Consider the following 15,114-nt stretch of genomic DNA (forward strand, 5'->3'; position numbering starts at 1 on the left):
CGCGCAGTCGGAAATCACTACCTGACAGTTGAATAGGGGCAGAACCGCCCCTATACTCTGCGCGCATTTTGTCGGCACAAATTATGCCAAGTTATTGAATTCTGGCAGCCGACCATTGGAGAGCAAACGTGATGGAAACCCGCAAGCCAAACCGCCTGCCCTTCCATCGCCTGGCAGTTTTTCCGGTGCTGATGGCTCAATTTGTCATTTTGCTCATTGCCGCTTTGGCGCTCTGGCAATGGCATGGAGTCGTTGCCGGATACTCGGGACTTTGCGGAGGCCTGATAGCCTTGCTGCCCAATGTTTATTTCGCTCACAAGGCATTTCGGTTTTCCGGCGCCCGAGCAGCCCAGTCCATCGTCCGGTCTTTTTATGCCGGCGAGGCAGGCAAACTGATTTTGACGGCAGTGCTGTTTGCACTGGTGTTTGCAGGTGTGAAGCCACTGGCGCCGATCGCAGTATTCGGCGTGTTCGTGCTGACTCAGTCGGTCAGCTGGTTCGCTCCCCTGCTGATGAGAACAAGACTTTCGAGACCTTAGGGCGTTTGAGGCAACCATGGCAGAAACAACCGCTTCGGGCTATATCCAGCACCACTTGCAGAACCTGACTTTCGGTCAGCTACCCAACGGCGGCTGGGGCTTTGCCCACACCGCAGCAGAAGCCAAGGAAATGGGCTTCTGGGCTTTCCACGTCGATACTCTCGGCTGGTCGGTCGCGCTGGGTCTGATCTTCGTTCTTCTTTTCCGCATGGCGGCAAAGAAAGCGACTTCGGGTCAGCCGGGTGCCTTGCAGAACTTCGTTGAAGTATTGGTCGAATTCGTCGATGGCAGCGTGAAAGACAGCTTCCATGGCCGTAGCCCGGTGATTGCACCGCTGGCACTGACCATCTTCGTCTGGGTGTTCCTGATGAACGCTGTCGACCTGGTACCGGTCGACTGGATTCCTCAGCTGGCCATCCTGATCTCCGGTGATGCGCACATCCCGTTCCGCGCCGTGTCGACGACCGACCCGAACGCGACCCTGGGCATGGCCTTCTCGGTGTTCGCACTGATCATCTTCTACAGCATCAAGGTCAAGGGCATCGGCGGCTTCATCGGCGAACTGACCCTGCACCCGTTCGGCAGCAAGAACATTTTCGTTCAGGCCCTGCTGATCCCGGTGAACTTCCTGCTGGAGTTCGTGACCCTGATCGCCAAGCCGATCTCTCTGGCTCTGCGTCTGTTCGGCAACATGTATGCCGGCGAGCTGGTGTTCATTCTGATCGCTGTGATGTTCGGCAGCGGCCTGCTCTGGCTGAGTGGCCTGGGCGTTGTTCTGCAGTGGGCGTGGGCTGTGTTCCACATCCTGATCATCACCCTGCAGGCGTTCATCTTCATGATGCTGACCATCGTCTACCTGTCGATGGCGCACGAAGAAAACCATTAAGACCAGTCTCGACTAGTCTGATGTCCTTCCCGGTAAAACGGGAAGGGGCTCCTGACGGGGCATCTGAAACGATTTGTTTTACCGCTTTAATCTAAAAAACCTAAACCATACGACGTAAAAGTCGGGAGGAAAGATGGAAACTGTAGTTGGTCTAACCGCTATCGCTGTTGCACTGTTGATCGGCCTGGGCGCACTGGGTACCGCAATTGGTTTCGGCCTGCTGGGCGGCAAGTTCCTGGAAGGCGCCGCGCGTCAGCCAGAAATGGTGCCAATGCTGCAAGTTAAAATGTTCATCGTTGCCGGTCTGCTCGACGCCGTAACCATGATCGGTGTTGGTATCGCTCTGTTCTTCACCTTTGCGAACCCGTTCGTTGGTCAGATCGCTGGCTGATTACTCGGATATTCCGGGTAATTTGGTGTGATGGACAACGTAACTGCGAGGTGTTGGCGTGAACATTAATGCGACCCTGATTGGCCAGTCCGTTGCGTTCCTGATTTTTGTACTGTTCTGCATGAAGTATGTATGGCCACCGGTCATCGCTGCTCTGCACGAACGTCAAAAGAAGATCGCTGATGGTCTGGACGCTGCCAGCCGTGCAGCTCGCGACCTGGAGTTGGCCCAAGAAAAAGCGGGTCAGCAACTGCGCGAAGCGAAAGCTCAGGCAGCTGAAATCATCGAGCAAGCCAAGAAACGCGGTAACCAGATCGTCGAAGAGGCTGTTGAAAAAGCCCGTATCGACGCTGACCGTGTGAAGGTTCAGGCTCAAGCCGAGATCGAACAGGAACTGAACAGCGTCAAAGACAAGCTGCGTGCCCAAGTGGGCTTGCTGGCTGTTGGCGGCGCCGAGAAGATCCTGGGTGCCACAATCGATCAAAACGCGCACGCAGAGCTGGTTAACCAACTGGCTGCTGAAATCTAAGCGAGGGCGATCATGGCAGAACTGACCACGTTGGCCCGACCTTACGCTAAGGCGGCCTTCGAGCACGCTCAGGCCCACCAGCAACTGGCCAATTGGTCAGCCATGCTCGGCCTGGCAGCGGCGGTGTCGCAAGACGACACCCTGCAGCGCGTGCTCAAGGCCCCGCGACTGACGAGCGCAGAAAAGGCCGCCACGTTCATTGACGTGTGCGGCGACAAGTTTGATGAAAAGGCACGCAATTTCATCAACGTCGTTGCCGAAAACGACCGTCTCCTGCTTCTGCCGGAGATCGCCGCTCTGTTCGACCTGTACAAGGCCGAACAAGAGAAATCGGTAGACGTTGAAGTAACCAGTGCTTTCGCATTGAACCAAGAACAGCAAGACAAACTCGCCAAGGTTCTCAGTGCACGACTCAACCGGGAAGTGCGCCTGCAAGTTGCGGAGGATGCTGCCCTTATAGGTGGTGTCGTTATCCGCGCCGGCGACCTGGTTATCGATGGCTCGATTCGCGGCAAAATCGCGAAACTTGCCGAAGCATTGAAATCTTGAGTTTGAAGGGGCAGCAGAGCAATGCAGCAACTCAATCCTTCCGAAATAAGTGAAATTATCAAGGGCCGCATCGACAAGCTCGATGTGACCTCCCAAGCCCGTAACGAAGGCACTGTCGTCAGCGTATCTGACGGCATCGTGCGGATTCACGGTCTGGCCGACGTCATGTACGGCGAGATGATCGAGTTTCCGGGCGGCGTCTACGGTATGGCCCTCAACCTGGAGCAGGACTCCGTAGGTGCAGTGGTATTAGGCTCCTACCAGTCGCTGGCTGAAGGCATGAGCGCCAAGTGCACCGGCCGCATCCTTGAAGTTCCTGTTGGTAAGGAATTGCTGGGCCGCGTAGTCGATGCACTGGGTAACCCTGTTGACGGCAAAGGTCCACTGGGCAACACCGAGACCGACGCGGTCGAGAAAGTTGCTCCAGGCGTGATCTGGCGTAAGTCGGTAGACCAGCCTGTACAGACTGGCTACAAGGCTGTCGATGCCATGATTCCTGTCGGCCGTGGCCAGCGTGAGCTGATCATCGGTGACCGTCAGATCGGTAAGACCGCTCTGGCAATCGACGCGATCATCAACCAGAAAGACAGCGGCATTTTCTGCGTCTACGTAGCTATCGGTCAGAAACAATCGACCATCGCCAACGTGGTTCGCAAGCTGGAAGAAAACGGCGCCCTGGCCAACACGATCATCGTGGCTGCCAGTGCTTCGGAATCTCCTGCGCTGCAATTCCTGGCACCGTACTCCGGTTGCACCATGGGTGAATTCTTCCGCGACCGCGGTGAAGACGCGCTGATCGTTTATGACGATCTGTCCAAGCAAGCAGTGGCTTACCGCCAGATTTCCCTGCTGCTGCGCCGTCCACCAGGCCGTGAAGCTTACCCAGGCGACGTGTTCTATCTCCACTCCCGTCTGCTGGAGCGCGCATCCCGCGTTTCGGAAGAATACGTAGAGAAGTTCACCAACGGCGCAGTGACCGGCAAAACCGGTTCCCTGACCGCACTGCCGATCATCGAAACCCAGGCTGGCGACGTTTCCGCGTTCGTTCCGACCAACGTGATTTCCATCACCGACGGTCAGATCTTCCTGGAATCGGCCATGTTCAACTCGGGCATCCGCCCTGCAGTGAACGCCGGTGTTTCGGTATCCCGTGTGGGTGGTGCCGCTCAGACCAAGATCATCAAGAAGCTCTCCGGTGGTATCCGTACCGCTCTGGCTCAGTACCGTGAACTGGCGGCATTCGCCCAGTTCGCTTCTGACCTGGACGAAGCGACCCGTAAGCAACTTGAGCATGGTCAGCGCGTTACCGAGCTGATGAAGCAGAAGCAATACGCACCAATGTCGATCGCTGACATGGCGCTGTCGCTGTATGCCGCTGAGCGTGGGTTCCTGACTGACATTGAAATCGCCAAGATCGGCAGCTTCGAACAAGCGCTGATTGCTTTCTTCAACCGCGATCACGCCGATTTGATGGCCAAGATCAACGTTAAAGGTGACTTCAATGACGAAATCGACGCTGGCATGAAAGCCGGTATCGAGAAGTTCAAGGCCACCCAAACCTGGTAAGCCGCAGCGGGAGCCGCGAGGCTCCCGCTTGCTAACCTGATAGGTGTTACATGGCAGGCGCAAAAGAGATTCGCAGTAAGATTGCGAGCATCAAAAGCACGCAAAAGATTACCAGCGCCATGGAAAAAGTGGCGGTCAGCAAAATGCGCAAGGCACAAATGCGCATGGCTGCTAGCCGTCCTTATGCGGAGCGTATCCGCCAGGTAATTGGGCATCTGGCCAACGCCAACCCGGAATACCGCCACCCGTTCATGATCGACCGCGAAATCAAGCGCGTTGGTTATGTTGTGGTGAGCAGTGACCGTGGTCTGTGCGGCGGCTTGAACACCAACCTGTTCAAGGCCCTGGTCAAGGACATGGCGGTAAACCGCGAAAACGGCGTCGAGATCGATCTGTGTGTAGTCGGTAGCAAGGGTGCGGCCTTTTTCCGCAACTTCGGCGGTAACGTCGTTGCAGCTATCAGCCACCTGGGTGAAGAGCCGTCGATCAATGATCTGATCGGCAGCGTCAAGGTGATGCTGGATGCCTACCTGGACGGCCGTATCGACCGCCTGTCCGTGGTGTCCAACAAGTTCATCAACACCATGACGCAACAGCCTACCGTGGAGCAGTTGATTCCACTGGTGGCAACCCCGGATCAGGATCTCAAGCACCACTGGGACTATCTCTACGAACCGGATGCCAAAGAGCTGCTTGACGGCTTGATGGTCCGTTACGTCGAGTCGCAGGTCTACCAGGCGGTGGTCGAGAACAACGCGGCTGAACAGGCTGCGCGGATGATCGCGATGAAGAACGCTACCGACAACGCCGGTGATTTGATCAGCGATTTGCAGCTGATCTACAACAAGGCGCGTCAGGCTGCGATCACCCAAGAGATCTCGGAAATCGTCGGCGGCGCTGCCGCGGTTTAACGGTTCAAATATTCAGAGGATCCAGCTATGAGTAGCGGACGTATCGTTCAAATCATCGGCGCCGTTATCGACGTGGAATTTCCACGCGACAGCGTACCGAGCATCTACAACGCGCTGAAAGTAATGAGCGCGGCTGAAACCACCCTGGAAGTTCAGCAGCAGCTGGGCGACGGCGTGGTTCGCACCATTGCGATGGGTTCCACCGAAGGCTTGAAGCGCGGTCTGGAAGTCACCGATTCTGGCGCAGCCATCTCCGTACCGGTCGGTAAAGCGACTCTGGGCCGGATCATGGACGTCCTCGGTAACCCGATCGACGAAGCTGGCCCGATCGACACCGAAGAGCGCTGGGGCATTCACCGTCCAGCTCCTTCGTTCGCCGAGCAAGCGGGCGGCAACGATCTGCTGGAAACCGGCATCAAGGTTATCGACCTGGTTTGCCCGTTCGCCAAGGGCGGTAAAGTCGGTCTGTTCGGTGGTGCCGGTGTAGGCAAAACCGTAAACATGATGGAACTGATCCGTAACATCGCCATCGAGCACAGCGGTTATTCCGTGTTCGCAGGTGTGGGTGAGCGTACTCGTGAGGGTAACGACTTCTACCACGAGATGAAGGATTCCAACGTTCTGGACAAAGTGGCACTGGTTTACGGTCAGATGAACGAGCCGCCGGGAAACCGTCTGCGCGTAGCACTGACCGGCCTGACCATGGCCGAGAAGTTCCGTGACGAAGGTAACGACGTTCTGCTGTTCGTCGACAACATCTATCGTTACACCCTGGCCGGTACCGAAGTATCCGCACTGCTGGGCCGTATGCCTTCGGCAGTAGGTTACCAGCCGACCCTGGCTGAAGAGATGGGCGTTCTGCAGGAACGTATCACTTCCACCAAGGAAGGTTCGATCACTTCGATCCAGGCGGTATACGTACCGGCGGACGACTTGACCGACCCGTCGCCAGCGACCACCTTTGCCCACTTGGACGCCACCGTCGTTCTGTCCCGTGACATCGCTTCCCTGGGTATCTACCCGGCGGTAGATCCACTGGATTCGACTTCGCGCCAGCTGGACCCGAACGTGATCGGCCAGGACCACTACGACACCGCTCGCGGCGTCCAGTACGTTCTGCAGCGTTACAAAGAGCTGAAAGACATCATCGCGATCCTGGGTATGGACGAGCTGTCGGAAGCCGACAAGCAGTTGGTAAACCGTGCTCGTAAGATCCAGCGCTTCTTGTCGCAGCCGTTCTTCGTGGCTGAAGTCTTCACCGGTGCTTCGGGTAAATACGTTTCCCTGAAAGACACCATTGCTGGCTTCAAAGGCATCCTCAACGGTGACTACGACCACCTGCCAGAACAAGCGTTCTACATGGTTGGCGGCATCGAAGAAGCGATCGAGAAAGCCAAGAAACTGTAATCCCGGCGCCCGGCAACGGGCGCTAATTTAGGTTGAGGCAATCAGATGGCTATGACAGTCCATTGCGATATCGTCAGCGCGGAAGGGGAAATCTTTTCCGGCCTGGTCGAGATGGTGATTGCGCACGGTGCACTGGGTGATCTTGGTATCGCTCTGGGTCACGCGCCGCTGATCACTAATCTCAAGCCGGGTCCGATCCGCCTGATCAAGCAAGGCGGGGAAGCCGAGGTGTTCTACATCTCCGGTGGTTTCCTCGAGGTTCAGCCGAACATGGTCAAGGTACTTGCCGATACCGTGCAACGTGCCGCCGACCTGGATGAAGCTCAGGCTCAGGCAGCGCTCAAGGCTGCCGAGAATGCCCTGAACGAAAAAGGCGCGGACTTCGATTACGGCGCCGCTGCCACTCGTCTGGCCGAGGCTGCAGCCCAACTGCGCACCGTCCAGCAGATCCGCAAGAAGTTTGGCGGTTAATCCGTCAGCCGCTTGTTGTGCGATTGATAAAAAAGGGTAGCCTCGGCTACCCTTTTTTCTTTTCCGAATTTCAAACCCCGGTCGCAGTTGCTGACCACCCAGGATTGGTAGCCAGTCATGTCTCTCGAAATCGTTATCCTCGCGGCCGGTCAAGGCACTCGTATGCGCTCGGCATTGCCGAAGGTATTGCACCCGATTGCCGGCAATTCCATGCTGGGTCATGTTATCCACAGCGCGCGGCAACTTGATCCACAGCGCATTCATGTAGTCATTGGCCATGGTGCCGATGCGGTACGCGAGCGTCTGGCCGCCGACGATCTGAATTTCGTTCTGCAGGACCAGCAACTGGGTACGGGTCACGCCACGGCTCAAGCAGTGCCATTCATTAGCGCCGACACGGTATTGATCCTCTATGGTGACGTGCCTTTGATCGAAGTCGAGACCTTGCAGCGCCTGCTCAAGCATGTCGTGCCCGGGCAGATGGGGTTGCTCACTGTTGAGCTGAACGATCCGACCGGTTATGGCCGCATCGTGCGCGACGCTGATGGCAAAGTTGCGGCGATCGTAGAACACAAAGATGCGAGCGAAGCACAACGGGCAATCACTGAAGGCAACACCGGAATCCTCGCCGTGCCAGCCAATTGCCTGGCCGACTGGATGAGCCGCCTGTCGAACAACAATGCCCAGGGCGAGTATTACCTGACCGACGTTATCGAGATGGCGGTCAGCGATGGTCTGGTGGTGGCCACCGAACAGCCGCACGATCCGATGGAAGTGCAGGGTGCCAACGATCGCAAACAGCTGTCCGAGCTGGAGCGTCATTACCAACTGCGTGCCGGTCGCCGTTTGATGGCGCAAGGCGTGACCCTGCGTGACCCGGCGCGCTTCGATGTGCGCGGTGAAGTCACTGTGGGCCGCGACGTACTGATCGATATCAACGTGATCCTCGAAGGTCATGTGGTGATCGAAGACGACGTCGTCATCGGCCCGAATTGCGTAATCAAGGACAGCACCCTGCGTAAAGGCGTAGTGGTCAAGGCCAACAGCCACATCGAAGGCGCTGTGCTGGGCGAGGGCAGCGATGCCGGCCCGTTCGCGCGGCTGCGTCCTGGCACGGTGCTCGAAGCGCGCGCGCATGTGGGTAACTTTGTCGAGTTGAAAAACGCTCATATGGGCGAGGGCGCCAAGGCCGGGCACCTGACCTACCTGGGCGATGCCGAAATCGGCGCGCGCACCAACATCGGGGCGGGCACCATCACTTGCAATTACGACGGCGCCAACAAGTGGAAAACCGTATTGGGTGCCGACGTGTTCATCGGTTCGAACAATTCGCTGGTCGCGCCTGTGGATATCTCCAACGGTGCAACCACCGCGGCCGGTTCGACCATTACGCAGAATGTGGATAACGCGCAATTGGCCGTTGGCCGTGCACGGCAAAAGAACATCGACGGCTGGAAGCGGCCGGAAAAGATCAAGAAAGACTGAGTTATCCACAGCGGAAAACATGTGGGAGCGGGCTTGCTCGCGAATGCGGAGTGTCAGTGCCGAAATGTGCACCTGGTACACCGCATTCGCGATCAAGCCCGCTCCCACATTCGTTTATCACGTCTGTAAATAATCAATCAGCAACTTGACGATTTTCATGTAATAGGTTTTGATTGCTTTCGTTATCTTTCGAATCGAAACTTAAGCCGCCATGTCGAAACGCAATACGCCCCAGCGTCGCCACAATATTCTCGCCTTGCTCAACGAGCAGGGCGAGGTCAGTGTCGACGAGCTGGCCAGACGCTTCGAAACTTCCGAAGTTACGATTCGCAAGGACTTGGCGGCTCTGGAAACCCATGGCCTGTTGCTGCGTCGCTACGGCGGGGCGATCACCATGCCCCAAGAGTTGGTCGCGGAACCTGCCCAGAGCGTTTCCAGCTACAAGCAGGCGATCGCTCGTGCGGCGGTCAAACGCATCCGTGAACACGCGCGCATCATCATCGACAGCGGCAGCACCACCGCGGCGATGATTCCCGAACTCGGCCAGCAGCCGGGTCTGGTGGTGATGACCAATTCCCTTCACGTCGCCAACGCCCTGAGCGAACTTGAGCACGAGCCGGTGCTGTTGATGACCGGCGGTACCTGGGATCCGCATTCGGAGTCCTTTCAGGGCCAGGTCGCCGAGCAAGTACTACGCTCGTATGACTTCGATCAGTTGTTCATCGGTGCCGATGGCATCGACCTGGTGCGTGGCACCACCACCTTCAATGAGTTGCTGGGTCTGAGCCGCGTGATGGCCGAAGTCGCGCGCGAAGTCATTGTCATGGTCGAAGCCGACAAGATCGGTCGCAAGATTCCTAATCTGGAGTTGCCCTGGAGCAGCGTCCATACCCTCATTACCGATGATCGCCTGCCCGATGCTGCACGCGATCAGCTCCAATCCCGCGGTATCACCGTGATTTGCGCGGCTGTCAGTCAGGAGAATTAAATATGTGTGGAATTGTTGGCGCAGTGGCTGAACGTAATATCACTGCCATCCTCCTCGAAGGCCTCAAGCGCCTCGAATACCGCGGCTATGACAGTGCCGGTGTAGCGGTTTTAACCAACGACGCAACCCTTGAGCGCATGCGCCGCCCGGGTAAAGTCAGCGAACTTGACGCCGCGCTGGCCGAGCATCCGCTGGTGGGTCGCCTTGGCATTGCCCACACCCGCTGGGCCACCCACGGCGCCCCGTGCGAGCGCAACGCTCACCCGCATTTCTCCGGCGATATCGCGGTGGTGCACAACGGCATCATTGAAAACCACGAAGCGCTGCGCGAACAGCTCAAGGCGCTGGGTTACGTGTTCACCTCGGACACCGACACCGAGGTGATCGCGCACTTGCTGACGCACAAGCTCAAGGACCAGCCTGACCTGACCGTTGCGCTCAAGGCTACGGTCAAGGAATTGCACGGTGCGTACGGTCTGGCGGTGATCAATGCCAGGCAGCCGGATCGTCTGGTCGCCGCGCGCAGTGGCAGCCCGCTGGTGATCGGCCTCGGCCTGGGTGAAAACTTCCTCGCGTCCGACCAACTGGCCCTGCGTCAGGTTACTGACCGTTTCATGTACCTGGAAGAAGGCGATATCGCCGAAATCCGTCGCGACAGCGTGCAAATCTGGGACATCACCGGCAAAGCGGTCGAGCGCCAGACTGTGCAATACAGCGACGGTGCCGAAGCGGCCGACAAAGGCGAATTCCGCCACTACATGCTCAAGGAAATCCACGAACAACCGGCGGTGGTACAACGCACGCTCGAAGGCCGTCTGAGCGACCAGCAAGTGCTGGTACAGGCTTTCGGCCCGCAAGCGCCCGAGCTGTTCGCCAAGGTCCGCAACGTGCAAATCGTCGCCTGCGGCACCAGTTACCATGCCGGCATGGTTGCCCGCTACTGGCTTGAAGAACTGGCCGGCATCCCCTGCCAGGTCGAGGTCGCCAGCGAGTTCCGCTATCGCAAAGTCGTGGTTCAGCCGGACACCTTGTTCGTGACGATCTCGCAGTCCGGCGAAACCGCCGACACCCTGGCGGCCCTGCGCAATGCCAAAGAGCTGGGTTTCCTCGCCAGTCTGGCCATCTGCAATGTCGGCATCAGCTCGCTGGTGCGCGAATCGGACCTGACCCTGCTGACCCAGGCCGGTCGCGAAATCGGTGTGGCTTCCACCAAAGCCTTCACCACGCAACTGGTCGGCCTGCTGCTGTTGACCCTGTCGCTGGGTCAGGTTCGCGGTACGTTGGGCCAAGGCGTCGAAGCCACACTGGTCGAAGAACTGCGCCGCCTGCCCACCCGTCTGGGCGAAGCCTTGGCGATGGACAGCACCGTGGAGAAAATCGCCGAGCTGTTTGCCGAGAAAAACCACACCTTGTTCCTCGGCCGAGGCGCGCAGTTCCCGGTGGCGATGGAAGGTGCCTTGAAACTCAAGGAAATCTCCTATATCCACGCCGAAGCCTACCCGGCCGGGGAGTTGAAACACGGCCCGCTGGCGCTGGTAGATAACGACATGCCGGTGGTCACCGTCGCGCCCAACAACGAACTGCTGGAAAAGCTCAAGTCCAACCTGCAGGAAGTCCGCGCCCGCGGCGGCGAACTGGTGGTGTTCGCCGACGAGAAAGCCGGAATGACCAACGGCGAAGGCACCCACGTCGTACAGATGCCGCACATCCACGACATCCTCTCGCCGATTCTTTACACGATTCCGCTGCAGTTGCTGTCGTATTACGTCGCGGTGCTCAAGGGCACGGACGTTGACCAGCCGCGTAACCTGGCGAAGTCGGTGACGGTGGAGTAAGTTATCCACCGCTAAAGAATAGATTTTCGAGCAATGCCAAAGCCCCTGATTTCAGGGGCTTTTTCTATTTAAGGGCTTCTACCGAATGCACGAATGGGCGTTGCGGGATTATCGATGTCGAAGAGCGGGTTGCGGTGAGCCCTGCTCACCACAGTCGGCAATAAATTTCTCGCCCCTGTGCAGGTGACGAGAATACGCCGTTAAACCACCGCGGCAGCCGCGCCGGGTTCACCGTCGACCACTACGTTGTACGGTGCCTGTTCGCGATCACGCAGACCGTAATCACGAATCACCGATGTCACACGCACGCGATAGTCATCGAAGATTTTGTCGCGTCCGGCGCGCTGTGCCGACAGGTGGGCTGTCACGTTGCGCCATTGCACCACGGCCTCCTCATCGCGCCAGGTAGTGACCGACATCACCTTCTTGGGGTTGAGCGTGCTTTGAAAGCACTCGACGGAGATAAACCCGTCCATGGGTTCAAGCAGCGGGGTCAGCTTGTTGACCAGGTCAACATAGGTCTCGCCCTGGCCTGGCAGTGCCTGTAACTCAAACAAAACGACGATCATTTTTGATTCCTCATCCTTGATATTTTTCAGGTGGTTTTACACGGTACAAATGCGCTGGGCGGGTGCCCGACCGCTATCAGTGTTTTATCGGGGTGCCCAGGTTGTTCAGCCAGGCCCGCATGACTTGGCTCGCGGCGCGGGTGAGGCGGTCGCCGAGGTGAATGGCCTCGCTGCGCAGCGCAACAGGGTCGATGCCGGTCTGTGCCAGTTCGCTGGCATGGCCAACCAGCCATTGCTCGATGTTGGCGGTATCGGCTTCGAGGTGAAATTGCAGGCCGAGAATCGTGTTGCCCACGGCGAACGCCTGATGAGCACCCACCGGGGTACTGGCCAGCAGCACAGCGCCTTCTGGCACATCGAACTGATCGCCGTGCCAGTGCAGCACGGGGGTGTCCATCAGTGCGGCGAGCGGCGAGTCTTGACCGGCCGCGGTCAGGGTCAGCGGTGAAAAACCGATCTCCTTGACCCCCATCGGGTAGACGTCGGCCTGCATGGCCCGGGCGATCAGTTGCGCACCGAGGCAGATGCCCAGCAGGGGATTTCCCGACGCAACGCGCTGGCGCACCAGTTTCAACTCGTCGTGCAAAAACGGATACAACTGCTCGTCATAGGCTCCAATCGGGCCGCCGAGCACGATCAACAAGTCGGCCTGCAGCACCGGCTCGCTGTAGATGGCGTCGACCGTGGGGTCCAGGTAAATCAGCGTATAGCCTGCTTCGGCGAGAACGGCATCCAGGGTGCCAACGTCTTCGAAGTGAATGTGGCGCAATGCAATGGCAGTTTTCATGGAAAAAACCAGTTGTTGAAGTAAGGGCGGTAAGTGTTCATACCGTGGTTGAGAGGTCGACTTTGATCGTCCCGGATTGCGGGAAGGTGCAGCAGGCGAGGGCGTAGCCGTCGTCCTTGTCCTTGTCGGTCAGGCAAAAGTCGGGTTCAAGGGTGTAGTGACCCTCCGATACCTTCAGCCGGCAGTGACCGCAGATGCCGGCGCGGCAAAGGCTGCGCACCGCGATGCCGCTGGTTTCAAGCATCTCCAGCAAACTCTTGCCGGCGGGCGGCTCCAGCACCTGATCGTTGTGGTTCAAGTGCAGGCGCAGCGTCGCGTCGGCTTGAGCCTGCGGCTGAGCGGCGCAGGCCGGCGCGGCCGGTGGTGTGAATGACTCGATGAGCAAGCGGCTCGCGGAGAACATGGCCAGGGTGTGTTCGCGCATGCCCTGGGCGAAGCCATGGCTGCCGCAGATCACCACGCGGTCGGGATTACCCAGCCGGCTCAGGTCCTGGATCTGGGGACGACCGGCGCTGAAGTGTCCGTTGTTGTTGACCGCTTCGCGGGTTACGAACACCTGCAAGGAGAACCACGATGTGGTCAGCTCAAGCTCCAGCAACTCCTGTAGAAACGCAATCTCGGCGATGGACGGCACACACAGCAGCAGGCTCACATCGGGCACCGCCAATCCGCGTCGCGCACGCTCGGCCAGGCCACGCAACAATGCAATCGGCAAGGTGATGCCGATGCCGCCGGCGAGCATGCCGACCTGGCGGCAACCCAGAACCGACTCCAGCGAAATATCACCTGCGACAAACTGCATCGCGATGCTTGAGCCGGCTTGCAGCGTAGTGTGCAACTGGTCCGAAACTCCGCCATGGCCTTCACGCTTGATCGCAATGTCGAACCGGTCGACGCCATGCTTGCGCGTGATCGAATACAACCGTTGGTGATAGGTGCCCGCCATGTCAGCGGCGTGCAGGGCCACGTGTCTGCCAGCCTCCAGGCTGTCGAGAAATTCGACGGGGGCGTCCACCGCGCGCAGGGTGAAGACTTTTACGTTGGCCGTTTCAGTGCTTACGTGTTCGCACAGGGCCGTGAGGAATGCCATGCCGTTCATGCGCGGGCCTTCTCGCCTAAGGTTTCAATGGCATGCTCGGCACTGCTGAGGCCGCTGCCGGTCAAGCCGATCCGGTCTATCAGGGCTTCGAGCGAGTCGGTGTAGACGCTGATTTCGTTGTTGTCGCCCACGTCACGCACGATCTCGCCGGCGTGGGGGAAATCCAGCATCGAAAACACGTTGGACCATGCGCCCATTTCGTTATTGGCGAACATCTGCACCGTGCGCAGGATGATCGCGCGCAGGTACTCGCGTTCCTTGCGGCTCAGGCCATTGACGATGTCGGAAGCGACGAAGCTGAAGACGCTGGAATGGCTCCACTCGTCCATGGCATGGGTGCGCGTGACCTCATGGCACACCGCCTGAATGCTGGCGTCCTCGGCCATGGTCTTGAGGTAGTCGGTGATGAGCGTTTCGCTGGCACACGCGACGCCGAAGCGGGTCAGGCGTCGCTCCCATTCGGCAGTGCAGTTGGCCAAGAGGGCCTCGCGCCAGGTCACCAGGTTGAACGCGCTGAAGTCCAGAGGGGGGAGTTTGCGCATGTCATAGATATAGTTGCAGGCCATGATGGACATGCGCGTGTGCAGGGCTTCGTCGAGCAGTGCCTGAGACATCACGTCTTGCAGCAGGGCGCGGTTGTTGCTCGGCGGCGGGGTCTTGATAATGTCCTCGCAGGCCGGCACGACCACATTGCATTCGATGTAGATGGTCTTTAGGTTGTAGATGCCCCACGCATAGGACAGACATTTGGATTGCAGGTCCTGAGGGGCTTCGAGCCAGGCCTGGTGATGACGAAACGGTAACAGCGACAGACTGAAGTCGTGCTTGTCGGCATCGAAGGCGAGGCCCCAGTAGTTCGGTTGCGGGTTGTTGACGGCCGCGCGGGTTTTCCAGAGCGTGGAGAGTTTGGCCAGCATGTTTTTTACTACGTCATCGGTACCACAATTCAAACGTTCCATGTTTTAACTCCAAGGGAATCGGCTATTGGTGTTGGGGTTTACCGTGCAGTCCTTGCAAAAATAACGAGTGCGCACAAGCGAGGGGTGCAGCGCAATAAATGCGGGACGGCGCCCTTCAAGTCTGCGGCAAAAACACGTGGCGG

The 15,114-nt window shown here is 58.3% G+C and carries 16 protein-coding genes; 12 read left to right on the forward strand and 4 right to left on the reverse strand.

The window, feature by feature from the left end:
- Positions 1 to 131: 131 nt before the first annotated feature.
- The 12 genes from HU739_RS17670 (at position 132) to glmS (ending at position 11,557) form a co-directional block, all read left to right on the forward strand.
- Positions 132 to 539 carry a F0F1 ATP synthase subunit I gene (locus tag HU739_RS17670; protein ID WP_008084411.1) on the forward strand — a complete coding sequence of 136 codons (408 nt, stop codon included), beginning with the start codon at positions 132 to 134 and terminating at the stop codon, positions 537 to 539.
- Between the two features lie 16 nt (positions 540 to 555).
- Entirely contained in the window at positions 556 to 1,425 is an 870-nt protein-coding gene (atpB, locus tag HU739_RS17675; RefSeq protein WP_016772402.1) for a F0F1 ATP synthase subunit A, read from the forward strand.
- A 133-nt stretch (positions 1,426 to 1,558) separates the two neighbouring features.
- Positions 1,559 to 1,816: a F0F1 ATP synthase subunit C gene (gene atpE, locus HU739_RS17680; RefSeq protein ID WP_003097235.1), complete on the forward strand. Its 258-nt coding sequence runs from the start codon at positions 1,559 to 1,561 to the stop codon at positions 1,814 to 1,816.
- Positions 1,817 to 1,874: 58 nt separating this feature from the next.
- A complete protein-coding gene (locus HU739_RS17685) occupies positions 1,875 to 2,345 on the forward strand; it encodes a F0F1 ATP synthase subunit B (RefSeq protein ID WP_016772403.1) in 471 nt (156 codons plus the stop codon).
- Between the two features lie 12 nt (positions 2,346 to 2,357).
- Positions 2,358 to 2,894 carry a F0F1 ATP synthase subunit delta gene (locus tag HU739_RS17690; RefSeq protein ID WP_016772404.1) on the forward strand — a complete coding sequence of 179 codons (537 nt, stop codon included), beginning with the start codon at positions 2,358 to 2,360 and terminating at the stop codon, positions 2,892 to 2,894.
- 21 nt (positions 2,895 to 2,915) lie between these two features.
- Positions 2,916 to 4,460, forward strand: coding sequence for a F0F1 ATP synthase subunit alpha (atpA, locus tag HU739_RS17695; RefSeq protein WP_103302851.1), 1,545 nt, complete (start codon positions 2,916 to 2,918; stop codon positions 4,458 to 4,460).
- Between the two features lie 50 nt (positions 4,461 to 4,510).
- Positions 4,511 to 5,371 carry a F0F1 ATP synthase subunit gamma gene (gene atpG / locus HU739_RS17700; protein WP_007911960.1) on the forward strand — a complete coding sequence of 287 codons (861 nt, stop codon included), beginning with the start codon at positions 4,511 to 4,513 and terminating at the stop codon, positions 5,369 to 5,371.
- Between the two features lie 27 nt (positions 5,372 to 5,398).
- Positions 5,399 to 6,778, forward strand: coding sequence for a F0F1 ATP synthase subunit beta (gene atpD / locus HU739_RS17705; protein WP_034152182.1), 1,380 nt, complete (start codon positions 5,399 to 5,401; stop codon positions 6,776 to 6,778).
- A 45-nt stretch (positions 6,779 to 6,823) separates the two neighbouring features.
- Positions 6,824 to 7,249 carry a F0F1 ATP synthase subunit epsilon gene (locus tag HU739_RS17710; protein ID WP_016772407.1) on the forward strand — a complete coding sequence of 142 codons (426 nt, stop codon included), beginning with the start codon at positions 6,824 to 6,826 and terminating at the stop codon, positions 7,247 to 7,249.
- A 117-nt stretch (positions 7,250 to 7,366) separates the two neighbouring features.
- Complete coding sequence (gene glmU / locus HU739_RS17715; protein WP_186546217.1) at positions 7,367 to 8,734, forward strand: bifunctional UDP-N-acetylglucosamine diphosphorylase/glucosamine-1-phosphate N-acetyltransferase GlmU; 1,368 nt, start codon at positions 7,367 to 7,369, stop codon at positions 8,732 to 8,734.
- A 211-nt stretch (positions 8,735 to 8,945) separates the two neighbouring features.
- Entirely contained in the window at positions 8,946 to 9,722 is a 777-nt protein-coding gene (locus HU739_RS17720) for a DeoR/GlpR family DNA-binding transcription regulator (RefSeq protein WP_186546216.1), read from the forward strand.
- Between the two features lie 2 nt (positions 9,723 to 9,724).
- Positions 9,725 to 11,557 (forward strand): glutamine--fructose-6-phosphate transaminase (isomerizing), encoded by a 1,833-nt coding sequence (glmS, locus tag HU739_RS17725; RefSeq protein WP_186546215.1) that lies wholly within the window; start codon positions 9,725 to 9,727, stop codon positions 11,555 to 11,557.
- A gap of 200 nt (positions 11,558 to 11,757) precedes the next feature.
- Here glmS and HU739_RS17730 read toward each other — a convergent pair whose 3' ends face one another.
- The 4 genes from HU739_RS17730 to HU739_RS17745 all read right to left on the reverse strand — a co-directional run bounded on the left by HU739_RS17730 (position 11,758) and on the right by HU739_RS17745 (position 14,971).
- Positions 11,758 to 12,126, reverse strand: coding sequence for an antibiotic biosynthesis monooxygenase family protein (locus HU739_RS17730; protein WP_186546214.1), 369 nt, complete (start codon positions 12,124 to 12,126; stop codon positions 11,758 to 11,760).
- A 76-nt stretch (positions 12,127 to 12,202) separates the two neighbouring features.
- Positions 12,203 to 12,913, reverse strand: a complete 711-nt coding sequence (locus tag HU739_RS17735) for a glutamine amidotransferase (RefSeq protein ID WP_186546213.1) — start codon at positions 12,911 to 12,913, stop codon at positions 12,203 to 12,205.
- Between the two features lie 37 nt (positions 12,914 to 12,950).
- Positions 12,951 to 14,012 carry a 2Fe-2S iron-sulfur cluster-binding protein gene (locus tag HU739_RS17740; protein ID WP_186546212.1) on the reverse strand — a complete coding sequence of 354 codons (1,062 nt, stop codon included), beginning with the start codon at positions 14,010 to 14,012 and terminating at the stop codon, positions 12,951 to 12,953.
- Positions 14,009 to 14,971, reverse strand: a complete 963-nt coding sequence (locus tag HU739_RS17745) for an AurF N-oxygenase family protein (RefSeq protein WP_186546211.1) — start codon at positions 14,969 to 14,971, stop codon at positions 14,009 to 14,011. The genes HU739_RS17740 and HU739_RS17745 overlap by 4 nt, the downstream gene beginning before the upstream one ends.
- Positions 14,972 to 15,114 lie beyond the last annotated feature (143 nt).

Source organism: Pseudomonas hamedanensis (assembly GCF_014268595.2).
In the GTDB taxonomy this organism is placed as follows: domain Bacteria; phylum Pseudomonadota; class Gammaproteobacteria; order Pseudomonadales; family Pseudomonadaceae; genus Aquipseudomonas; species Aquipseudomonas hamedanensis.

Excerpts from the sequence above, each read along its gene's own strand:
- atpE (WP_003097235.1), top strand. The coding sequence starts at position 1,559 with ATGGAAACTGTAGTTGGTCTAACCGCTATCGCTGTTGCACTGTTGATC.
- HU739_RS17740 (WP_186546212.1), bottom strand. The coding sequence starts at position 14,012 with ATGAACGGCATGGCATTCCTCACGGCCCTGTGCGAACACGTAAGCACT.
- atpB (WP_016772402.1), top strand. The coding sequence starts at position 556 with ATGGCAGAAACAACCGCTTCGGGCTATATCCAGCACCACTTGCAGAAC.
- HU739_RS17745 (WP_186546211.1), bottom strand. The coding sequence starts at position 14,971 with ATGGAACGTTTGAATTGTGGTACCGATGACGTAGTAAAAAACATGCTG.
- glmU (WP_186546217.1), top strand. The coding sequence starts at position 7,367 with ATGTCTCTCGAAATCGTTATCCTCGCGGCCGGTCAAGGCACTCGTATG.
- HU739_RS17730 (WP_186546214.1), bottom strand. The coding sequence starts at position 12,126 with ATGATCGTCGTTTTGTTTGAGTTACAGGCACTGCCAGGCCAGGGCGAG.
- HU739_RS17690 (WP_016772404.1), top strand. The coding sequence starts at position 2,358 with ATGGCAGAACTGACCACGTTGGCCCGACCTTACGCTAAGGCGGCCTTC.
- HU739_RS17720 (WP_186546216.1), top strand. The coding sequence starts at position 8,946 with ATGTCGAAACGCAATACGCCCCAGCGTCGCCACAATATTCTCGCCTTG.
- HU739_RS17735 (WP_186546213.1), bottom strand. The coding sequence starts at position 12,913 with ATGAAAACTGCCATTGCATTGCGCCACATTCACTTCGAAGACGTTGGC.
- glmS (WP_186546215.1), top strand. The coding sequence starts at position 9,725 with ATGTGTGGAATTGTTGGCGCAGTGGCTGAACGTAATATCACTGCCATC.
- atpG (WP_007911960.1), top strand. The coding sequence starts at position 4,511 with ATGGCAGGCGCAAAAGAGATTCGCAGTAAGATTGCGAGCATCAAAAGC.
- atpA (WP_103302851.1), top strand. The coding sequence starts at position 2,916 with ATGCAGCAACTCAATCCTTCCGAAATAAGTGAAATTATCAAGGGCCGC.
- HU739_RS17710 (WP_016772407.1), top strand. The coding sequence starts at position 6,824 with ATGGCTATGACAGTCCATTGCGATATCGTCAGCGCGGAAGGGGAAATC.
- HU739_RS17670 (WP_008084411.1), top strand. The coding sequence starts at position 132 with ATGGAAACCCGCAAGCCAAACCGCCTGCCCTTCCATCGCCTGGCAGTT.
- atpD (WP_034152182.1), top strand. The coding sequence starts at position 5,399 with ATGAGTAGCGGACGTATCGTTCAAATCATCGGCGCCGTTATCGACGTG.